Below are 18,987 nucleotides of genomic sequence, written 5' to 3' on the forward strand. Positions count from 1 at the left end.
CCGGCCGGGCCGCGGTTGATGAACCGATGAATTCAAAGCCGCTTGTTGAGGCGACGGGCGAGCAGATCGCCGCCGGTCTGCACGGCGCAGACGATCGCGATCAGTACTACGATGACCGCCGCCATCACCTCGGTCTCGAAGCGCTGATATCCGTAGCGGATCGCCAGATCGCCGAGCCCGCCGGCACCGACGGCGCCCGCCATGGCCGAAGCTCCGATCAGCGCCACCAGCGTGATGGTGAACCCGGCCACGATCCCGGGCATCGCCTCCGGGATCAGCACCTGCCCGATGATCTGCCAGCGGTTCGCGCCCATCGCCTGGGCCGCCTCGACGAGGCCGCGATCGACCTCTCGCAGCGACACCTCCGCCATCCGCGCGAAGAACGGGATGGCGGATATACTGAGCGGCACGACCGCCGCGGCGGTGCCGATCGAGGTGCCGACGATCAGGCGAGTGAAGGGGATGAGCGCGACCAGCAGGATGATGAAAGGCAGGGACCGGAACCCGTTGATGACCGCGCCGAGCAGCCGATTGACAGCCCGGTTCTGGAACACGCCGCCCGGCGCCGTGGTGACCAGCACCACGGCGAGCGGAATGCCGGCGACAAAGGCGATCGCGCCGGAGACCGCGACCATGATGACGGTCTCCGTCAGAGCGTCGAGGAAGAGATCAATGAGAGCGGGGGACATAACCAATAACCTCTGTCTGAACTGCGCGCGCGCGCAGAAAGTCGAGAATGCCGCTCAGCGCTTCCTGGCCTCGATACGGTGCTGAGATCACCAGGTTTCCGTAGGGCCGGGTCTGGATGTAGTCGATGCCGCCATGGACGAGAGTCACGGTCAGGTCGAAGGCGAGCGCCAGCTCAGATATGACGGGATCGCGGGCGGACTCGCCGCTGAACCGGACGCGCAGCAACATGTCGCAGCCTCGGTCGGGCTCCAGCGCGATCCGCTCTGCGATGAAGGGCGGCAGGTCGGGAACGATCGCCTTCAGGAAGCGCTGGGTGACCGCGGCCTGCGGGCGGGCGAAGACCTCCGACACGGCGCCCTCCTCGACGACTCGCCCGGCCTCGAGTACGAGGACGCGATCGCAGATCTCGCGGATCACCGTCATCTCGTGCGTGATCAGGATGATGGTGAGGCCGAGCCGGCGGTTGATGTCCTTCAGCAACTGCAGGATCGACAGCGTCGTCTCGGGGTCGAGCGCCGAGGTCGCCTCGTCGCACAGCAGAATATCCGGCCGGTGCACGAGCGCACGGGCGATGCCGACGCGCTGCTTCTGGCCGCCCGACAGCTTGGCGGGATAGACGTCCCGCTTGTCGGTGAGGCCGACGAGATCGAGTAGAGGTCGCACCGTCTCCTCGATATCCTTCCGCGAGCGCCCGGCGAACCGCAGCGGCAGCGCCACGTTCTCGAACACGGTCTTTGAGGACAGCAGATTGAAATGCTGGAAGATCATGCCGATGCGCTGGCGCAGCCCGGCGAGATTCCTGTCCGAGAGCGCGCCGACATCCTGCCCGTCGACCACGACCTTGCCGCTGCTGGGGCGCTCCAGACGGTTGACGCAGCGGATCAGCGTACTCTTGCCGGCACCGCTGCGGCCGATGATCCCGAAGATCTCGCCGCGCCGGATCTGAAAGCCGACATCCTCCAGCGCCGCGATCGGACCCGCCGGCCCGTCGAACCGCTTGCCGACGCCGTCGAAGCGGACGAGGACGGGTGCGACCTCGTCCGTCGGCCGCAGATCCGCGTCGGCGGCGACGGCACTTTGTCCGTAGCCGACAAGGCTACCGCTATAGGCTGTCCTGGTCACGCCGCACTCCTTCCCGGCATCCGCACCGCCACGAAAAAACCCGCCGCAGCGAAAGCCGGGCGGGCGCCCTCGCTTTAGCTGCATTTGTTAAGCGCCCGCAAGCTGATGCTCAAATCGGCGCTGTTGCGTTTAAATAATACGCGTGCTTGCGCTGTCAAATAGATTATTTATGCGTATTTTGCATGTAGAATGGTCGTCGGACGCAACGGTCGGGTGTCAGGGCGCCTGCGCCGCCGTGCCGCTCCCGTAATCCTGCCGCCCAGCCAACCGATAGCGGCTGCCGGGGTGCGTCAGATGCGCGCGCGAGACGACGAGGCCGCGCGACCAGGTTCGCCGCTGTAGCAGCAGACAGGGCTCGTTCGCCCGGATCCGCAGCAGATGCCGCGTTTCGGGGTTGGGCCGGATTGCCTCGATCACATGCTCAGCTGCATCGAGCGGCCCCAGCGCCGTCAAATAGGCGTAGGGCGTGATCGCGGTAAAGTCCTGCTGCAGATAATCCGGCGCGAAGTCGGGGTTCACGTAGCGATCCTCGAGCTGCACCGGTAGATCGTTCTCGCAATGCACGAGAAGGGAGCGGAAAATGGTCATGCCGGCCGGCTGGTCCAGCGCCGCCGCCACCGCTGCGCCGGCGCGCTCGCGACGCAGCCATATGACTCGGGCGGCGTAACGGTGGCCGCGCGCCGCAATCTCCTCGGCGATGTTGCGGATCTCGAGCAGCTCCGATTGCGGCTTCGCCTCGGCGACGAAGGTTCCGACGCCCTGGACCCGGCGCAGTACGCCCTCGGCCGTCAGTTCGCGCAGCGCGCGATGCGCCGTCATGCGGCTGACGCCCAGATCGCGGGTCAGCTCATGCTCCGACGGCACTTGGTCGCCCTGGACCAGCGCGCCGTCCGCGATCCGACCCAGGATGAAGGACTTCACCTGCTGGTAGAGAGGCGGGGAGGGATCGGTGAGACTCATCGGCGGATTACTCTATTCTCGTAGGCATCCGGCAGCCTCGGTTGTATAGACAGGCGGGCGCCGGCCGTGTCAACTTCCCTGTCGCTGGGCGAGACAGGAGTATCGGCGAGAATGGATATCTTCGAGTTCACGGGTGGCGACACGCCCTTGCTGGTCAGCATGCCGCATGTCGGGACCCATGTTCCGCCGGAGCTTGCCGCGCGGATGACGCCGGCTGCGCGGACCGTTCCGGACACCGACTGGCATGTCGACCGGCTCTATGATTTCCTCGGCGACATTGGCGCCGGCCGCCTCCGCGCGACGCATTCCCGCTTCGTCATCGACCTGAACCGCGCGCCCGACGGTCGTCCGCTTTACCCAGGCGCCAGCAACACCGAGTTGTGCCCGACGACCCTGTTCGACGAATCGCCGATCTATCAGCCGGGCGCCGCTCCCGATGCGGCGGAGATCGAGTCACGCCGGGAGCTTTACTGGCGGCCTTACCACGACCGGCTGGCGGCAGAGCTCGCGGCGCTGAAGGCGCGATTCGGCTTCGCGATCCTGTTCGACGCGCATTCTATCCGGTCCGAGGTTCCTCGATTCTTCGACGGCCGACTGCCCGACCTCAATATCGGCACCGGTGGGGGCGTCACGGCGGCTCCGGACCTCACCGCCCGAGCGCTCGAGGCGGCGGCCGAGGCCGAGGATTATAGCAGCGTGCTGAACGGCCGTTTTCAGGGCGGCTACATCACCCGCCGGTACGGCCAGCCGAGCGAGAACGTCCACGCCCTGCAACTGGAGCTGTCCCAGATCACTTATATGGAAGAGGATCCGCCCTTCACCTTCCGCGAGGACCGCGCCGCCGGCATCCGCCCGGTGCTGCGCCGTATCCTCGAGGCGATGCTGGACTGGGCGGCGAAGCAGTCATAAGGAGCGTGTCATGACCGATCCGACGCTTCACGAACTCGGCTGGGAAGCGGCCCCGTTCGAGCTGGACGGCGTGGACGGCCGGCGCTATCGGCTTGCCGACGTGCAAGGCCCGAAGGGCACGGTCGTGATGTTCATTTGTAACCACTGCCCTTATGTGCAGGGGACCATCGACGACGTCGTCCGCGACTGCCGTGCGCTTGCCGACGAGGGTGTCGGCGCGATCGCGATCATGTCGAACGATACCGAAGCCTACCCTGCCGACTCCTTCGAGAACATGGTCACCTTCGCGCGGCAGCACCAGCTTCCCTTTCCCTATGTTATCGATCGGACGCAGGAGACCGCGCGGGTCTATGGCGCGGTCTGCACGCCGGACTTCTTCGGCTTCGACAAGGATTTGACCTTGCGCTATCGCGGCCGGCTCTACGAGACTGTCGGGACGCGGCCGAAGCCAGGGGCTCGGCGCGAACTGCTGGAAGCGATGCGGGAGGTTGCGAGGACCGGCGCGGGGCCAGCCGATCAGACGCCCAGCATCGGCTGCGGCATCAAATGGCGGCGCTGATCGGTCGGTGTCCTTGGCCGGCACGCTTGGTTTGTTGACGGAACTCGCGTGCTCCGGGGGTGTTCACTAGGGGCTATGTGTCGCGGGATCGTCATAGTGGGGGCTTATGGTTATAGTGGCACTTCTGAAAGCAAAGAATCTCAGCGGGGACGGGATGGAGTATGAGCTCACGAATTAGCCGACGGCGGGGTACGGACTCGCAGCGCCTCGGAAGACCGCACACGGACAGACCGGCGTCGGAGGACGAGGTTCAGAACGCGACCTATGACCGGATCGCGCCGCTCTACGACCTTCTGGATGCGCCGCATGAATATGGCTGGCGCCGCCGCCTCCGTGGTAGACTCTTCGACGGCCTGACTGGCCGGGTGCTCGATGCTGGCGCCGGGACCGGCGCCAATGTTCCGTTCTACCCGCCCGGCGCCGAGATGGTGGCGGTCGATGCCAGCCCGAAGATGCTGGCCCGCGCGGAACGGCGGAGCGCCGCTCTCGGCAAGCCGGTGACCGTTCAGGTGATGGACCTCCTCAAGACGGATTTTCCGGACGCGCATTTCGACGCCATCGTCTCCACTTTCGTGTTCTGCGTTCTTGAGAATAATCAGCAGCTTCCGGCGCTGCGGGAGATGCGGCGGATCTGCAAGCCGGACGGCGTGATCAAGTTGCTGGACTACCGCCTGTCGGAGAAGCCGCTGCTGCGGCGGACGATGGAGGTGGTGAGCTCCTGGTCGGGATGGGCGTTCGACTCCCGTTACCGACCGACGACCGAAGCCTATATCGAGGCGGCCGGCCTCGATCTGGTGGAGAGCCGCTTCGTCTTCGGCGATATCGTCAAGCTCCTGATCCTGCGTCCGTCTCCGGCACCCAATCCTCCGGCGAGGCTGGTCTAGTACCCGTCTCCTTGATCGAGGTGTGCCGGCGGCAATTCATGCTTCGACAGGCTCAGCAAGAGGTTCTATGTCCTCATCCTGAGCTGGTCGAAGGATGAGGCCTTCCTACCGGTGCCCTTGCCCGACGAACACCAGGAAGGCGCCGGCGACCATGGCCGCCACGCTGGCGGTGGTGGGAATCGCGACCGTGCGTTCCCGATCCGCCGTTGCCTCGATCGGCCCGATATCGAGCACCGTCTCCGCGGTGGTGAACGAAAAATCGCCTGTCACCAGGGCTGCGAGCCCGCCGAGAATTAGCAGGACTCCGAGAATCGCCAACAGCCTCATCATGTCCCCTATTCAGCGTGATGCACGGCACAAGCTAGCATGAACCGGTTAACGGTTCGAGGCTCCCCGGCCGCCATTCGGCACCGCCGGCGCTCATTCGGCCGGCGGCTCCACGGACATGCCGGCCTTCACCACGCCGGCGCAGGGATTGAGGCCGATGTGATAGGCGAGTTCCGCCGGGTGGTCGATGTTCCAAAGGACGAAATCGGCCGCCTTGCCGGTCTCGAGCGTGCCGTGGCTGTCCTGCATCGCGAGCGCCTTGGCGGCGTTCCGGGTGACGCCGGCCAGCGCCTCCTCCGGCGTCATGCGGAAGAAGGTGCAGGCCATGTTCAACATCAGGAGCAGCGAGGTCGTCGGCGAGGTGCCCGGGTTGCTGTCGGTCGCGATCGCGATCGGCACGCCGGCCTGTCGCAGCGCCTCCACGGGCGGGAGCTGCTTTTCGCGCAAGAAGTAGAACGCGCCGGGCAGCAGCACGGCGACCGTGCTGGCCTGCGCCATGGCGGCGATCCCCTCGGCCGAAACATATTCCAGATGGTCGGCCGAGAGCGCCCGGAAGCTGGCAGCCAGGGTCGTGCCCCCCATGTCGGAGAGCTGCTCGGCATGGAGCTTCACCGGCAGGCCCAACCGCTTCGCGGCGGCGAACAGTCGGCGCGTCTGCTCGGCGGTGAAGCCGATCCGCTCGCAGAACGCGTCGACCGCATCGGCCAGGCCTTCCGCGGCGACGGCGGGCAGCATTTCGCCGATCACGACGTCGATATAGTCGTCCGGTCGTCCCTCGAATTCGGGCGGCAAGGCGTGTGCGCCGAGGAAGGTCGTGCGGACCGACACCGGGTAGCGTGCGCCCAACGCGCGGGCGACGCGGAGCATCTTGCGCTCGGTGGCGAGGTCCAGGCCATAGCCGGACTTAATCTCGACCACCGTGACGCCCTCGCGCCGCAGCGCCGTCAGCCGGCGTTCGGCCACGGCCAGCAGGTCGGCCTCGGTTGCGGCGCGGGTCGCGGTAACGGTCGAGCGGATGCCACCGCCGGCGCGCGCGATCTCCTCGTAGCTTGCGCCCTTCAGGCGCATCTCGAACTCCCGCGCCCGGTCGCCGCCATAGACGAGATGGGTGTGACAGTCGATCAGGCCGGGCGTCACCCAGCGGCCGCGCAGGTCATGCACCGCGCCGGCGAGTCGCTCCGGCGCATCGGACAGCGCGGCCATCGCTCCGATCCAGGACAGGCGACCGCCGGTCACACCGATTGCGCCACCCTCAATCGCGCCATAGGCCTCGCGGTCGGCCCGCATCGTCGCGAGCCGACCGTTGATCCAAAGGCTGTCCCACTTGCTGCTGCCGTCCGTCGCCATTTCTTGCCCACCACGCTTTGCTCGGTTGTCTAGACAACTATAGAGTTTTATGGTCCGCCGAGTAATGGCAAAGCGGAGTCAGGAATGACTGCCACAACCTTATTCGCCGAGACGGCGCTGCTGGCTGAGGGTTGGGCGCGCGACGTGCTTTTCGAGATCGCCGCCGACGGAAGTCTTGCCGCGGTAACGCCGAATGCGGCCAAGGATGGTCGAGCGAAGTCGGCGCCGCGCGCGGCCGGGCCGGTCCTGCCCGGCATGCCGAACCTCCATTCGCACGCCTTTCAGCGGGCGATGGCCGGGCTGACCGAACGGTCGGGCGGCGAGGAGGACAGCTTCTGGACCTGGCGCGAGGTGATGTACGGCTTCGTCGGCAAGATTCGGCCGGATCAGCTCGAGGCGATCGCCGCGCAACTCTATGTCGAGATGCTGAAGGCCGGCTACACGGCGGTCGGCGAGTTCCACTACCTGCATCACGATCCGGAGGGCCGCCCCTATGCCGATCCGGCGGAGATGTCGGAGCGCGCCTTCGCGGCAGCGGCGGAGACCGGCATCGGGCTTACCCATCTGCCTGTGCTCTATGGCTTCGGCGGCTTCGGCGGCACGCCGGCGGGGCAGGGGCAGCGCCGCTTCCTTCATGAGCTCGACGACTATCTGATCCTGCTCGGCACCCTGATGACGCGGCACGAGGGAGATCCGCAGATCCGCGTCGGCATCGCGCCCCATTCGCTGCGCGCGGTGACGCCGGAGCTGCTGGCGGACGCGGTGACCGGCCTCGATGCCCTCGATTCGACGGCGCCGATCCACATCCATATCGCCGAGCAGACCAAGGAGGTCGAGGACTGCCTCGCCTGGTCCGGTCAGCGCCCCGTCGAATGGCTGCTGGACCACATGCAGATCGGCCCGCGCTGGTGCCTCGTGCACGCCACCCACATGACCGAGACGGAGACGACGAGGCTGGCGCAGAGCGGCGCCGTCGCCGGCCTCTGCCCGACGACCGAGGCCAATCTCGGGGACGGGCTGTTTCCGGCGCGGGACTATCTGCGGCAGGGCGGCGTCTTCGGCATCGGTTCGGACAGCCATATCTCGGTCAGCCCCGGCGAGGAGCTGCGCTGGCTCGAATATGGCCAGCGGCTGTTCCACCGGCGGCGCAATCTTCTGGTTGATGGCAGCGGCTCCGTCGGTGCGACGCTCTATCGGCTGGCGCTCGCCGGCGGGGCAACGGCGCTCGGCCGCGATGTCGGTCGGCTGGCGCCCGGCGCGCGGGCCGATCTGGTCGTGCTCGATGCCGACAACCCGATCCTGCTCGGCCGGACGGGCGATGCGCTGCTCGACGCCTATATCTTCGCCGGCAACGTCAACCCGATCCGCGAGGTCATGGTCGGCGGTCGCTGGGTGGTGGAGGGCAGCCGGCATATCGCCGAGGATGCGGTGCGGGAGCGCTTTCGCAAGACGACGGCCGAGTTGACGGCGTGATAAGAATTCACCACAGAGGCACAGAGAAGAGCTTCCGAGTAGCACGTGCTTCTCTGTGCCTCTGTGGTTATCTTAGGAAGATCGATGCAGGAAATTCACTTCACCTATCTGAACGGGCCGGATATCGAGCGGCTGGCGCTCACCGACCAGGAGATCCTTGACGCGGTCGAGGCCGGGTTGCTGGCGCAGGGGCGCGGCGAGACGGTAATCGAGCCGCGCGTGCATCTCGAACCGGACCCCGCCTTCAACGGCCACTTCAACGTACTGCGCGGCTATGTCGCGCCAATGAAGCTGGCCGGGGTGAAGATCGTCGGCGACTATGTCGAGAACTATCGGCGCGGCCTGCCGTCGGAGATGGCGCTTCTGAACCTGTTCGATCCCCAGACCGGCATGCCGGTGGCGCTGCTCGACGCGACGGCGATCACGGAGATGCGGACCGGCGCGGTGACAGCCCTCGGCGCCCGCTATCTGGCGCGCAAGGGATCGAAGGTGCTGGGCCATGTCGGTGCGCGCGGCACCGCCTATTGGAATGTCCGGCTGCTAGATAAGCTCTTCGATCTGGACGAGATCCGCGTGCATTCGCGCCGGCCGGAAAGCCGCGAGCCCTTCGCCGAGCGGCTGAGCGCCGATCTCGGCAAGCCGGTCCGCGCGGTCGAGAGCTGGGAAGCCTGCCTGAAGGACGCCGACATTCTGGTCGAGGCCTCGCGTCTCGACCGGCCGACACCCTTGTTCAAGACCGAGTGGGTGAAGCGCGGCGCCTTCGTCGTGCCCTATGGCACGATGAGCGCAGTCGAGCTGTCGCTGACCGACGTGATGGACAAGCTCGTGGTCGATGATTGGGGCCAGTGCAAGGGCGGCAAGCTCGGCTCGCTGCGCGCCCATGTCGAGGCGGGCAAGCTGTCCGACCAGACGCTGCATGCCGAGCTCTGCCAGATCGTCGCCGGCGACAAGCCGGGCCGTGAGCGCGACGACGAGACGATCCTGTTCTGGCATCGCGGCCTGAGCCTCAGCGATATCGCGCTGGGGCACGCCATGCTGGAGAAAGCAAAGCGGCTCGGCATCGGCCAGAACCTCCGCTTCGCCTGACCCGATCGGTCAGAAGTCGAAGATTTCCCCCAGCAAGGATTTCCGCTTCTTGTAGTGGGGCTTTCCGTGCGATGAGCCGCGGTAGTCCTGCTGATACCCTTGCTGATACTCCCGCGGCTGCGGCGCGGCGGCCGGCTGCTGGACGTTTTCCGCGGAGCGTTCGATGATTTTGTCCAACTCGCCGCGGTCAAGCCACACGCCGCGGCATTTCGGGCAATAATCGATCTCGATGCCCTGGCGGTCGGTCATGACCAGGTCGACTTTATCGATGGGACACTGCATCGCGCGCTCCTCTGTCGTGTTCTTCTCCAGGCCGGCCGCAAGCCAGCCCGTTGTAGATAGGTACTCGCGGGCGCCATGGCGAGGCTTGCTTGCGTTCCCCCTCCCGCAAGGGGAGGGGGAACGTTCAACGGCGCCCGATCCCCAATCACTGCCTACTCAAGGTCGAACAGCAGGACCTCGCTGTCTTCCTGTGCGGCGATCGCCAGATCGCGCAGGTCGCTGATCGCGGCGCCGTCGCCCTGCGCCAGGCTCTCGCCGTTCAGCGTCACGGTCCCGCGGGCGACCTGGAGCCAGCCATGCCGGCCCGGAGCCAGCCGGTGCGTCACCGTCTCGCCGGCCGCCAGCACCGAGGCGTAGAGGTCGGCATCCTGATGCATCGTGACGGACCCGTCGCGGCCGTCCCGCGAGGCGACCAGGCGCAGTCGGCCCTTCTTCTCCGCAAGCGGGAACTCCCGCTGCTCGTAGCCGGGGTCGAGGCTGTCGCGCTCCGGCAGGATCCAGATCTGCAGGAAATGGACCGGCTCGGTCTTCGAGGCGTTGAACTCGCTGTGGCGAATGCCGGTGCCGGCACTCATCCGCTGAACCTCGCCCGGCCGGATCGTCGAGCCGGTGCCGAGGCTGTCCTTGTGCGCGAGCGCGCCGTCCAGAACATAGGAGATGATCTCCATGTCGCGATGGCCGTGCGTGTCGAAGCCGGCGCCGGGCACAACTCGGTCCTCGTTGATCACCCGCAGGCTCCGGAACCCCATATGGGCCGGATCGTGATAGTGGCCGAACGAGAAACTGTGACGGCTGTTCAGCCAGCCGAAATTGGCCACCCCACGCTCATCGGCCTTCCGTACCGCAATCATGACCACCCTCCATGTCGTCCATGTGAAGTGAACGGAGCCGTCCACCGCAAACAAGATGGGCGGCGAATTCCGTGACAACAATCATCGCCTGTCGGATAACATTGTTCTCGAAACACGAACGAAAGAACCGATCATGGATCGCCTGAACGCCATGCAGGCCTTCGCCCGCGTCGCCGAGCTGGGCAGCTTCTCCGCCGCGGCGCGACAGCTCGGCTTGGCCAAATCCGTGGTCAGCAAGCTGGTGATGGGGCTCGAGAACCATCTGGGGGCGCGGCTGCTCAATCGGACGACGCGGCGGCTCAGCCTGACCGAGGCCGGGGTCACCTATTACGAAGCTTGCGCGCGGATCCTCGGCGCGGTGGAGGAGGCCGACCTGTCCGTCAGCCGGCTGCAGGCCATACCGCGCGGCCGGCTGAAGGTGAACGCGTCGATGTCGTTCGGCTTCCTGCATCTGGCGCCGGCAATTCCCGATTTCCTGGCGCGCTATCCGGAGCTGCAGATCGACCTGACGCTGAACGACCGCTTCGTCGATCTGGTCGACGGAGGCTACGACGTCGCGGTGCGGATCGGCGCGCTCGCCGATTCGAGCCTGATCGCGCGGAAGCTGGCGCCTGCGCGCCGGATCGTCTGCGGCAGCCCGGATTACTTCGCGCGCCACGGCGTGCCGCAGCTGCCCGAGGACCTCGCTGACCATAATTGCCTCGGCTATAGCTATCAGGTCTCCGGGAACGAGTGGCCCTTCCGCGGGCCGGAGCGCGAGCACCGGGTAAAGGTTTCCGGTAGTTTCGAGGTCAATAACGGCGATGCGCTGCGCGCGGCGGCGATCGGTGGCCTGGGCATCGTCCTCCTGCCGAGCTTCATCATCGGCGACGATCTCGCCGCAGGCCGCCTGCGCTGCGTGCTCTCGGCCTATCGAGCACCGGAAACCGATATCCACGCGGTCTATCCGCATAGCCGGCACCTCTCGGCCAAGGTCCGGGCCTTCGTCGACTTCCTCGCCGAGCGGTTCGGTCCGCAGCCCTACTGGGACAAGGCGCTGCCGGCGCCGGACGGCAAGTCGAGTTCAGCGCGACCGCAGGCGCCAAAGCAGCAGCGGTCCGGTGGCCACACCCGCGCCCAGGAGGGCGAAGGCGCCGAACCATGAGTGGGCGCTGCCCTCACCAAGATCGAGCATGGCGCCGAAGGCCAGCGGGCTGACCGTCGCGGCGGCGAAGCCGATCAGGGAGTGCATCGCCATCGTCGCGCCGACATGGCCCCGCGCCGCGTCGCCGACGGCGCCGGCGGTGAGCGAGGCGGAGTCGGCGCTGACCGTCATGCTGTAGAGGGCGCAGAGCGCCGCCGCGACGGCGAAGGGCAGGGCGGTCGACAGCCCGACGGCGAGCGCCAGCCCGGCCGAGACCGCCATCACGACCGCGACGACCCGGCGACGCCCGTAGCGCAACGCCGCTTCGTTGCCGAGGATGCTGGCTGGAAGGCCGAGCAGCAGGATCGCCGCGGCCAGGGTGGTGACCGCCGGGCCTTCGAGCATCGCGCCGGAAACACTCGAACTCGATAGGCCGAGGGTCAGGAAGGCGACCAGCCAAGCGCGGAAGCCGTAGAGCTCCCACATATGCGCGGCATAGGCGAGCGAGTAGGCGAGGGACGGCCGGTTGCGCAGCACCGGCCGGAAATCGAGCAGCCGCGCTCGGCTGCGTGGCGCCGGAGCATAGGGTGCGGACGGCACCGCAAGGAGCACCAGCGTGAAGGCCGCCAGCGCACAGGCGGCAGCGGTCGCAAAGGCCCAGCGCCAACCGAAACCGTCGGCGATCAGCCCGGCCAACAGGATCGACAGGCTGCTGCCGACGCTGAAGCAGGCGGTGTAGAAGGCGACGGCGCGGCTCTGGGCGGCACCGCTCATCCGGTCGCTTAGGATCTTCAGGCCGGGCATGAAGGTCCCGGCCAGGCTGATGCCGCCGAGCGCCCGGAACAGCGACGCGCTCCACAGGCCGTCGGCGAACAGCGCGAAACCGAGCGTAGCGCCGACGCCGGCGAGCATCGATAGGAGATAGATCCGACGCGGATCCACCCGGTCGGCAAGACTGACAAGAACCGGCACGGCGACGAGATAGCCGGCCTGGAACATGCCCTCGATCCACCCGGCCTCGGCATTGCTCAAGCCCCATTCGGCCCGGAAGCCGGGCAGCAGCGCGGCGAACGCGCTGAAGCCCGTCATGCCGAGGATCTCGGCCAGGCAGAGAACCGAAACCAGGACAGGAGCGGTCAGGCGCGGCGGCGCGCCGTCCGATGGCTTCGCTTCAAGCATGGTCTGGGAACTCCGGGCCGGCGTGTCACGCCGCCGGAGAATGGCACAAAGGCCCGCTTCCCGTCAGGCCTTGAGGTTGCCGGTTCTATTGGATCTCAGATTGCGTCGGCACCTCCACCTCGCCGACCTCCGGAGACAGCGGCTCGCAGTTCCGCATGCAAGGCCAGTTGTGGACGTCCGGCCGCGGGTCCGGCCCGTAGAACCCGTCACGATTCCGCATCTCCACCTTGGGCAGGGTTTCGGCGTTCATCACCGCGTCCTCGGGCACGAGTTCGTTCATGTAGAGGACGAAGGCGGTCGCGGCATAGACCTCGTCAGGGGTCAGCGACTGCGGACGGTCGAACGGCATCGCCCGGTGGATGTAGTCGAATAGGGTGGCGGCATAGGGCCAGTAGCTGCCGACAGTCTTCGCCGGCTTGTCGGTGTCGAGTGTTCCGACACCGCCGACCAGCCGGTCCATCGGCCCCTGTCCCTCTTCGCCATGACAGGCCATACAGACCTGAACATAGACTTCCCGGCCATCGGCGACGCTGCCACTGCCCTCGGGCAGCCCGACTCCGGGTGTTCGCGCGTCGATGTCCCAGCCGGCGATCTGTTCCGGGTTCGCGGGCTCGCCGAACCCGAAGCGCGATTCCTGAGCGCCGGCCGGAATGGCGAGGCAGAGCGAGAGTGCGGCGATCAGGGCGGTACGGCGTGGCTCAAACGGCGGCATTGCTTACCTCCCCGCTCTCGGCGAGCCTCCAGGTCTGGATCGCGTTGTAATGATAGACCGAGTTCTGCCCCCGCACGGCGAGAAGCTGCTCGCGCGTGGGCTGCACATAGCCGCTCTCGTCGATCGCCCGGCTGGCGAGAAGCGCCGGCTCGCCGTTCCACTGCCAGGGCAGTCGGAAGCGGGTCAGGCACTTCGCGAGCACCGGCTGGTCGAGCTCCGCGGTTCGCCAGTTGCGGCCGCCGTCGGTGGTGACGTCGACTCGCGAGATGCGGCCATAGCCGGACCAGGCGAGGCCGGAGATCTCGTGGAAGCCGGGGCCGCCGAGCGGTTTGCCGCCGCCTGCCGGGTGCGTGATCACCGATTTCGCCTCCATCGCGAAGGTGAATTTCCGCGCCGATCCATCCGGCATCAGGTCGGTATATTTCGAGGTTTCCTCGCGGGTGTACCAGGGCTCCGGGCCGACCTCCAGACGGCGCAGCCACTTGATGCTCATATTGCCCTCATAGCCCGGCAGCAGCAGCCGTAGCGGATATCCCTGTTCCGGCCGCAGCCGCTCGCCGTTCTGCGAGTAGGCGAGAAGCGCGTCGTCGAAGGCCTTGCTCAGAGGGATGCTCCGGGTCATGGCCGCGGCGTCCGCTCCCTCCGCCAGGACCCAGGCCGCGCCGGACTCGACGCCGGCCTCCTGGAGGATCGTCGCCAGCGGCACACCCGTCCATTCGCAGCAGCTCACGAGCCCGTGGGTGGTCTGGACGCTCGGCTCCGGGTTGACATACTCGGTCAGCGAATTGCCCGAGCATTCGAGGAAATGGATCCGCGAGACGGCGGGGAACCGCATCAGGTCGTTCATGGTGAAGATCACCGGCCGTTCGACCATGCCATGCACCATCAGCCGATGCTGCTCGGGGTCGATCGCGGGGACGCCGCCGTGATGCCGCTCGAAGAACAGGCCGTTTGGCGTGATGATGCCGTGCAGGTCCTGCAATGGGGTAAAGCTCCAGGACGCCGTCGCCGTTGCCGTCAGGTCCGTCGGCTGGCGGACGACATCCTTCTCGAATTCGGAAGGAAGGCCATAGGGCGGGCTCAGGATCGGGGCCCCCTGCTGCGTCATCCATTCCGGTGTGTTGGGCGGCAGGTTGCCGGTCCCCTCGGCGGGTGCCGTCTGCGCGACGGCGGCCCCCCGCGCCAGGGCGGCGGCCGCGGCCGCCGCACCGCCCCAGACGGCGCCGCGCAACATCTGCCGCCGATCCAGCGGCAACGCTCCGCGGATGTTTTCCGCGCGCTCTGCCTCCAGGACGGCCCTGACCTCCTGTTCCGAGACTTCCCTGGGCACCGAACTCCTCCCTGTAGCGACGAAGCGCCCCATTCAACCGCAACGGATCAGGATCGGAGTTTGTTCCGCCGGGCGTGACCTACAGCGGGTTTGGTGGTCAGGGTTGGTTCGATCAGGGCCGCAGGCGGAGCAGGATCGGCTGATGGTCGGAGGCGTCGGTTTCCATGTCCACGGCCACGCGCTCCATCCGGTCAGTTAAGTCATCGGTGATGAAGAAGTAGTCCCGACAATGCGGCCCCTGCGGCCATTGCGCGGAGTCGAAGAGGCCGCAGGTCGGATCGTGCGGCTTGTCGCCATAGAGCGCTGTCCAGGCGTCGGTGAGGGTGGGAGTCTCATCGTCGAAGGGCGCGGCCAGCGTCCGGTACTCGGCGCTGTCCGGCTCCAGGTTGAAATCGCCGCAGAGGATGGACGTCGCGGGGCGGGGCTGCGCGATGTAGGGCTCGCCCGCGGTTCGCGCCGCAGGACGGCGCTCGTTGGCGGCGATTTCCTGGTGCAGCGCGCGAAGGCGCGTGATCTGCGCCTGGCGTTGCTTGGCGGAATGGAATTCGAGATGCGTCGTGACGATCCGGAGTGGGCCGGGATCGGTTTCGATCACGGCCTCAGTCGCCTGCCGTTGCATATGCTTGATGCCGGGCTCCGCCGGTTGCGGCAGCAGATGCCGGAAAGCCTGCAGCACCGGCCGGCGCGAGAGAATGAGGTTGCCATATTGCAGCCGCGCCGCCGCGGACTCCGCCCGACGATCCAGCGCCGCGCCGAACAGGCGCTCATAGCCCTCGAACAGCCGGCCGAGTTCGGCGACCTGATCGAGACCCCGGCCGTCGTCGAGCTCCGGCATGTGGCGCACGACTTCCTGAAGACAGATCACGTCGGGGTCGCCGAAGGCACGGATGGTCCGGGCGATGCGCGCGAGGTCCACCTGCCCGTCGACGCCGCGGCCGCACTGGATGTTCCAGGACAAGAGCTCCATCACTTGATGCCCGCGCGCATGAAGGACTGGACGAACTGCCGCTGGAACAGCAGGAAAGCGATCAGTAGCGGGGCGACGGCCAACAGGGTCGCGGCGCTGATCACCGACCAGTTCACGCCCGATTCCGGCGCGCCGAAGATCGCCAGCCCCACCGTCAGCGGTCGCGTCTCGACCGAGTTGGTGACGACCAGCGGCCACAGGAAGTTGTTCCAGTGGGTGCTGACCGACACCAGCCCGTAGGCGAGATAGGTCGGTTTCGCCAGCGGCACATAGACCTTCAGCAGGACCTGCAGGAACGAGCAGCCCTCGACCCGCGCGGCTTCCTCCAGCTCCGTCGGCACGGTCTTGAAGGCCTGGCGCAGCAGGAAGATGCCGAAGGCGCTGGCCATGTAGGGCAGGCCGATGCCGAGGATGGTGTCGACGAGGCCGAGTTGGCTCATCGTCCGGTAGTTCTCGACGATCAGCACCTCGGGCATGATCATGAGCTGGACGAGGACGAGCGCGAAGGCGATGTCGCGGCCGACGAAGCGGAAGCGGGCGAAGGCGTAAGCGGCCAGCGTGCAGAGCACGAGCTGCGCTCCGAGGATCGAGGTCACCAGCAGAAAGGTGTTCAGGAAATAGCGCGCAAACGGCGCTTGGCTCCACGCCGTCGCGAAGTTCTCGAGCGTCAGCGGCGCCAGAAGGTCCAGGCGGGTCGCATAGGCCGGCGGGTGGAAGGCCGCCCAGACCGCATAGAGCAGCGGCAGGACCCAGAGGAAGGCCAGCAGCCAAGCGGCGCCGGTCTCGACGACGCGGCCGATGCGGCCGGCATGTTCCGGCGCCGCGGGCGCGATGGTGGTCGCGGTCATCGGTAGTGGATCCGCTTGTCGAGCAGGACGAACTGGCCGATCGCGACCAGGGCCAGAAAGGCGAGCAGCGCGACCGTCAGCGTCGCGGCATAGCTCGGATCGAAGAAGCTGAACGCCACTTCATAGATGTAATAGAGGAGCAGGGTACTGGCGTTGTTTGGCCCGCCCTTGGTCAGAATGAACAGGTGGTCGACGAGCTTGAACGAGTTGATCAGCGCGTTGATCACGACGAACAGCGTCGTCGGCATCAGCAGCGGGAAGGTGATCCGCCAAAAGAAATACCAGCGGCCGGCGCCCTCCAGCTTGCCCGCTTCCTCCAGTTCCGGCGGCAGCGACTGCAGCGCCGCGAGATAGAAGATCATGAAGAAGCCAGCTTCCTTCCAGATCGTCAGTACGATCAGGCAGGCGAGGACGGTGTCGGGGTCGCCCAGCCAGTTGTGGCCGGGGAGGCCGAACAGGCCGAGGAACTGATCGATCAGCCCGATTCCCGGCGTGTAGAAGAACAGCCAGATATTCGCGACCGCAATCATCGGCAGGATGGTCGGCGTGAAGTAGGCCATGCGCACGAGACCGCGCGCCGGCAGCCGGCGATTGACCCAGAGCGCCATCTGCAAGGCGAGGGCAATGCTGATCGGGATGGTTCCGAGCGCGAACCAGATATTGTTGCGGACGGCCTGCCAGAAGACATCGTCCTCGAGCATGAACTGGTAGTTCTCCACCCCCACGAAGACCGCCGGCCGGGTCACCGAGCCGCTCAGGAACAGACTCTGCACGAGCGTAGCGACGGTCGGGTAGTGGGTGAAGGCGATCAGCAGGACGGCCGCGGGCAGCAGCAGCAGCCAACCGTAGATTTGCATGCGATAGGAGGGCATCGTCCAGTGCTGCCTTCAGTGGCGACGCCCACACCCCCTCCCTCCCCCGGCTGAGCCGGGGGAGGGAGGGGCCCGCGTCAGGGGGGAGGTGGGGACAGGTGCCGCCGAACCAATTATTCCCGATCTTACTGATACCGCCGCAGCAGGCGCTCCGCCTGGCTTTGGGCCGAGGACAAAGCCTCCTCGGGCGTTTCCGCGCCGGTCAGCGCCGCCTGGATCGCGTCGTCCAGCAGCTTGCGCACCCGGCCCGTCTCATAGGTCGAGAGCTCGGCGGTGGCGAATTCGAGCTGGTCGCGGGCGACGGCCGCCGGCGGGAACTCCTGCACATAGGCTTCGAGCGCATCGGTCTGGTAGGCGGCCGGGCTGGTGCCGAGATAGCCTGTCTCGATGCTCCAATGAGCGGTGCGCTCGGGCTCGGTCATCCATTTGATGAAGGTCAGCGCCGCCTTGCGCTCCTCCGGCGTGGAATCCTTGAAGATGTAGAAATTGCCGCCGCCGGTGGGCGATCCGCGGCGCTCGCTGGCCGGCAGCATGGCGACGCCGAAATCGAAGCTGGCGCCGTCCTTCACCGCGGTGAGGTTGCCGGTCGAATGCCACATGATCGCGGTCCTCCCATCGAGGAAGTTCTGTCGCAGCGTGCCCCATTCGATGGTGTTCTGGGGCATGACGCCATGCTCACGGCTGAGATCGAGCCAGTATTGCAGCGCCTCGACGACGGCCGGGTCGTCGAAATAGGTTTCGTTGCCGTCGTTGTTCATCAGCACTTGGCCGTTCTGGATCGCCAGGGCGCCGAACATCCAGTAGGCATAGCCGGTGGAGGGGATCATCGCGCCCCACCGCTCCACCTGGCCGGCGTCGTTCTTCTTGGTGAGCTGCTTGCTCATCGAGACGAGCTCGTCCCAGGTCGCCGGTGGGCTCTCCGGGTCCAGCCCCGCGTCGCGGAAGGCGTCCTTGTTGTAGTACATGACGATGGTCGAGCGCTGGAACGGAATGCCCCAGGTCTTGCCTTGGGTACGGCCGTTCTCCATCAGCGCCGGGTAGAAGGACTCCAGCCAGGCTTTCTCCTCCGCCGTCTCGACGATATCGTCGAAGGCGACGATCGCGTCCTGTTCGATCAGCTCGTAGATGTCGATCGAAAACATTACCGAGAGCTCGGCGGGCTCACCGCTCTTCAGCGCCGCGAGCGCCTTGATCCGAGCGTCGTCATAGTTGCCGGCATAGATCGCGTTCACGTCGATATCGGGATGGGCCGACTCGAAATCGGCAACCATCCCGTCGACGATCTGTGTCAGCGGCCCGCCGACGGCAACCGGGTAATACATGGTAAGCTGCGTCTTCGCCAGCGCCGCCCCGGCGACTCCCAGCGCCAAGCCGACGCCGAGCGCGCCGCCGGCCAGCAAGTTCGTGATCCTCCTCGACATCATCCCGTTCTCCCTCACTGATTGAACCTCCCTCAGAGTCAGCCC

The 18,987-nt window shown here is 66.6% G+C and carries 20 protein-coding genes; 6 read left to right on the plus strand and 14 right to left on the minus strand.

The window, feature by feature from the left end:
- Positions 1 to 32: 32 nt before the first annotated feature.
- From DT069_RS00080 to hutC, 3 genes are all read right to left on the minus strand, one after another.
- A complete protein-coding gene (locus DT069_RS00080; protein WP_119458242.1) occupies positions 33 to 689 on the minus strand; it encodes a methionine ABC transporter permease in 657 nt (218 codons plus the stop codon).
- Positions 670 to 1,743, minus strand: a complete 1,074-nt coding sequence (locus DT069_RS00085; protein WP_425449966.1) for a methionine ABC transporter ATP-binding protein — start codon at positions 1,741 to 1,743, stop codon at positions 670 to 672. The genes DT069_RS00080 and DT069_RS00085 overlap by 20 nt, the downstream gene beginning before the upstream one ends.
- 285 nt (positions 1,744 to 2,028) lie before the next feature.
- Entirely contained in the window at positions 2,029 to 2,772 is a 744-nt protein-coding gene (gene hutC / locus DT069_RS00090) for a histidine utilization transcriptional repressor HutC (protein WP_119458244.1), read from the minus strand.
- Positions 2,773 to 2,883: 111 nt separating this feature from the next.
- Between hutC and hutG the strand changes: the two genes are divergently transcribed.
- The 3 genes from hutG to DT069_RS00105 all read left to right on the plus strand — a co-directional run bounded on the left by hutG (position 2,884) and on the right by DT069_RS00105 (position 5,124).
- The gene (gene hutG / locus DT069_RS00095; RefSeq protein WP_119458245.1) at positions 2,884 to 3,681 is read left to right on the plus strand and encodes an N-formylglutamate deformylase; all 798 of its coding nucleotides are present in this window, start codon (positions 2,884 to 2,886) and stop codon (positions 3,679 to 3,681) included.
- A gap of 10 nt (positions 3,682 to 3,691) precedes the next feature.
- A complete protein-coding gene (locus tag DT069_RS00100; protein ID WP_119458246.1) occupies positions 3,692 to 4,240 on the plus strand; it encodes a thioredoxin family protein in 549 nt (182 codons plus the stop codon).
- Positions 4,241 to 4,401: 161 nt separating this feature from the next.
- On the plus strand, positions 4,402 to 5,124 hold the full coding sequence (locus DT069_RS00105; RefSeq protein WP_119458247.1) for a class I SAM-dependent methyltransferase: 723 nt from the start codon (positions 4,402 to 4,404) through the stop codon (positions 5,122 to 5,124).
- A 105-nt stretch (positions 5,125 to 5,229) separates the two neighbouring features.
- Here the strand turns inward: DT069_RS00105 and DT069_RS00110 are convergent, their stop codons facing one another.
- Positions 5,230 to 5,454, minus strand: coding sequence for a hypothetical protein (locus tag DT069_RS00110; protein WP_119458248.1), 225 nt, complete (start codon positions 5,452 to 5,454; stop codon positions 5,230 to 5,232).
- Positions 5,455 to 5,544: 90 nt separating this feature from the next.
- Positions 5,545 to 6,798, minus strand: coding sequence for an imidazolonepropionase (gene hutI, locus DT069_RS00115; RefSeq protein ID WP_119458249.1), 1,254 nt, complete (start codon positions 6,796 to 6,798; stop codon positions 5,545 to 5,547).
- A gap of 84 nt (positions 6,799 to 6,882) precedes the next feature.
- Here hutI and DT069_RS00120 point away from each other — a divergent pair, with 84 nt between their 5' ends.
- Positions 6,883 to 8,271: a formimidoylglutamate deiminase gene (locus DT069_RS00120; protein ID WP_119458250.1), complete on the plus strand. Its 1,389-nt coding sequence runs from the start codon at positions 6,883 to 6,885 to the stop codon at positions 8,269 to 8,271.
- A gap of 84 nt (positions 8,272 to 8,355) precedes the next feature.
- On the plus strand, positions 8,356 to 9,357 hold the full coding sequence (locus DT069_RS00125; protein WP_119458251.1) for an ornithine cyclodeaminase family protein: 1,002 nt from the start codon (positions 8,356 to 8,358) through the stop codon (positions 9,355 to 9,357).
- Positions 9,358 to 9,366: 9 nt separating this feature from the next.
- On the opposite strand, the gene DT069_RS00130 is transcribed toward DT069_RS00125, so the two are convergent.
- Positions 9,367 to 9,639, minus strand: a complete 273-nt coding sequence (locus tag DT069_RS00130; protein ID WP_119458252.1) for a TFIIB-type zinc ribbon-containing protein — start codon at positions 9,637 to 9,639, stop codon at positions 9,367 to 9,369.
- 152 nt (positions 9,640 to 9,791) lie between these two features.
- Positions 9,792 to 10,490: a pirin family protein gene (locus DT069_RS00135; RefSeq protein ID WP_119458253.1), complete on the minus strand. Its 699-nt coding sequence runs from the start codon at positions 10,488 to 10,490 to the stop codon at positions 9,792 to 9,794.
- A gap of 133 nt (positions 10,491 to 10,623) precedes the next feature.
- Here DT069_RS00135 and DT069_RS00140 point away from each other — a divergent pair, with 133 nt between their 5' ends.
- Positions 10,624 to 11,634, plus strand: a complete 1,011-nt coding sequence (locus tag DT069_RS00140; protein WP_119458837.1) for a LysR family transcriptional regulator — start codon at positions 10,624 to 10,626, stop codon at positions 11,632 to 11,634.
- Here DT069_RS00140 and DT069_RS00145 read toward each other — a convergent pair.
- The 7 genes from DT069_RS00145 to DT069_RS00175 all read right to left on the minus strand — a co-directional run bounded on the left by DT069_RS00145 (position 11,554) and on the right by DT069_RS00175 (position 18,945).
- Positions 11,554 to 12,792 carry an MFS transporter gene (locus DT069_RS00145; RefSeq protein ID WP_119458254.1) on the minus strand — a complete coding sequence of 413 codons (1,239 nt, stop codon included), beginning with the start codon at positions 12,790 to 12,792 and terminating at the stop codon, positions 11,554 to 11,556. The two genes, DT069_RS00140 and DT069_RS00145, sit on opposite strands and share 81 nt — an antisense overlap.
- Before the next feature lie 85 nt (positions 12,793 to 12,877).
- On the minus strand, positions 12,878 to 13,504 hold the full coding sequence (locus DT069_RS00150; RefSeq protein ID WP_119458255.1) for a c-type cytochrome: 627 nt from the start codon (positions 13,502 to 13,504) through the stop codon (positions 12,878 to 12,880).
- Positions 13,491 to 14,834 carry a sulfite dehydrogenase gene (gene soxC, locus DT069_RS00155; protein ID WP_425449890.1) on the minus strand — a complete coding sequence of 448 codons (1,344 nt, stop codon included), beginning with the start codon at positions 14,832 to 14,834 and terminating at the stop codon, positions 13,491 to 13,493. The genes DT069_RS00150 and soxC overlap by 14 nt, the downstream gene beginning before the upstream one ends.
- A gap of 112 nt (positions 14,835 to 14,946) precedes the next feature.
- Positions 14,947 to 15,801, minus strand: coding sequence for an endonuclease/exonuclease/phosphatase family protein (locus DT069_RS00160; protein ID WP_119458256.1), 855 nt, complete (start codon positions 15,799 to 15,801; stop codon positions 14,947 to 14,949).
- Complete coding sequence (locus tag DT069_RS00165; protein WP_425449891.1) at positions 15,801 to 16,649, minus strand: carbohydrate ABC transporter permease; 849 nt, start codon at positions 16,647 to 16,649, stop codon at positions 15,801 to 15,803. Before DT069_RS00165 ends, DT069_RS00160 begins: the two co-directional genes overlap by 1 nt.
- Positions 16,646 to 17,506: a carbohydrate ABC transporter permease gene (locus DT069_RS00170; RefSeq protein WP_425449892.1), complete on the minus strand. Its 861-nt coding sequence runs from the start codon at positions 17,504 to 17,506 to the stop codon at positions 16,646 to 16,648. Before DT069_RS00170 ends, DT069_RS00165 begins: the two co-directional genes overlap by 4 nt.
- Positions 17,507 to 17,646: 140 nt before the next feature.
- Positions 17,647 to 18,945 carry an ABC transporter substrate-binding protein gene (locus tag DT069_RS00175; protein WP_425449893.1) on the minus strand — a complete coding sequence of 433 codons (1,299 nt, stop codon included), beginning with the start codon at positions 18,943 to 18,945 and terminating at the stop codon, positions 17,647 to 17,649.
- Positions 18,946 to 18,987 lie beyond the last annotated feature (42 nt).

The sequence above is a fragment of the Virgifigura deserti genome (assembly GCA_003576685.1).
GTDB classification, from domain to species: Bacteria; Pseudomonadota; Alphaproteobacteria; order Dongiales; family Dongiaceae; genus Virgifigura; species Virgifigura deserti.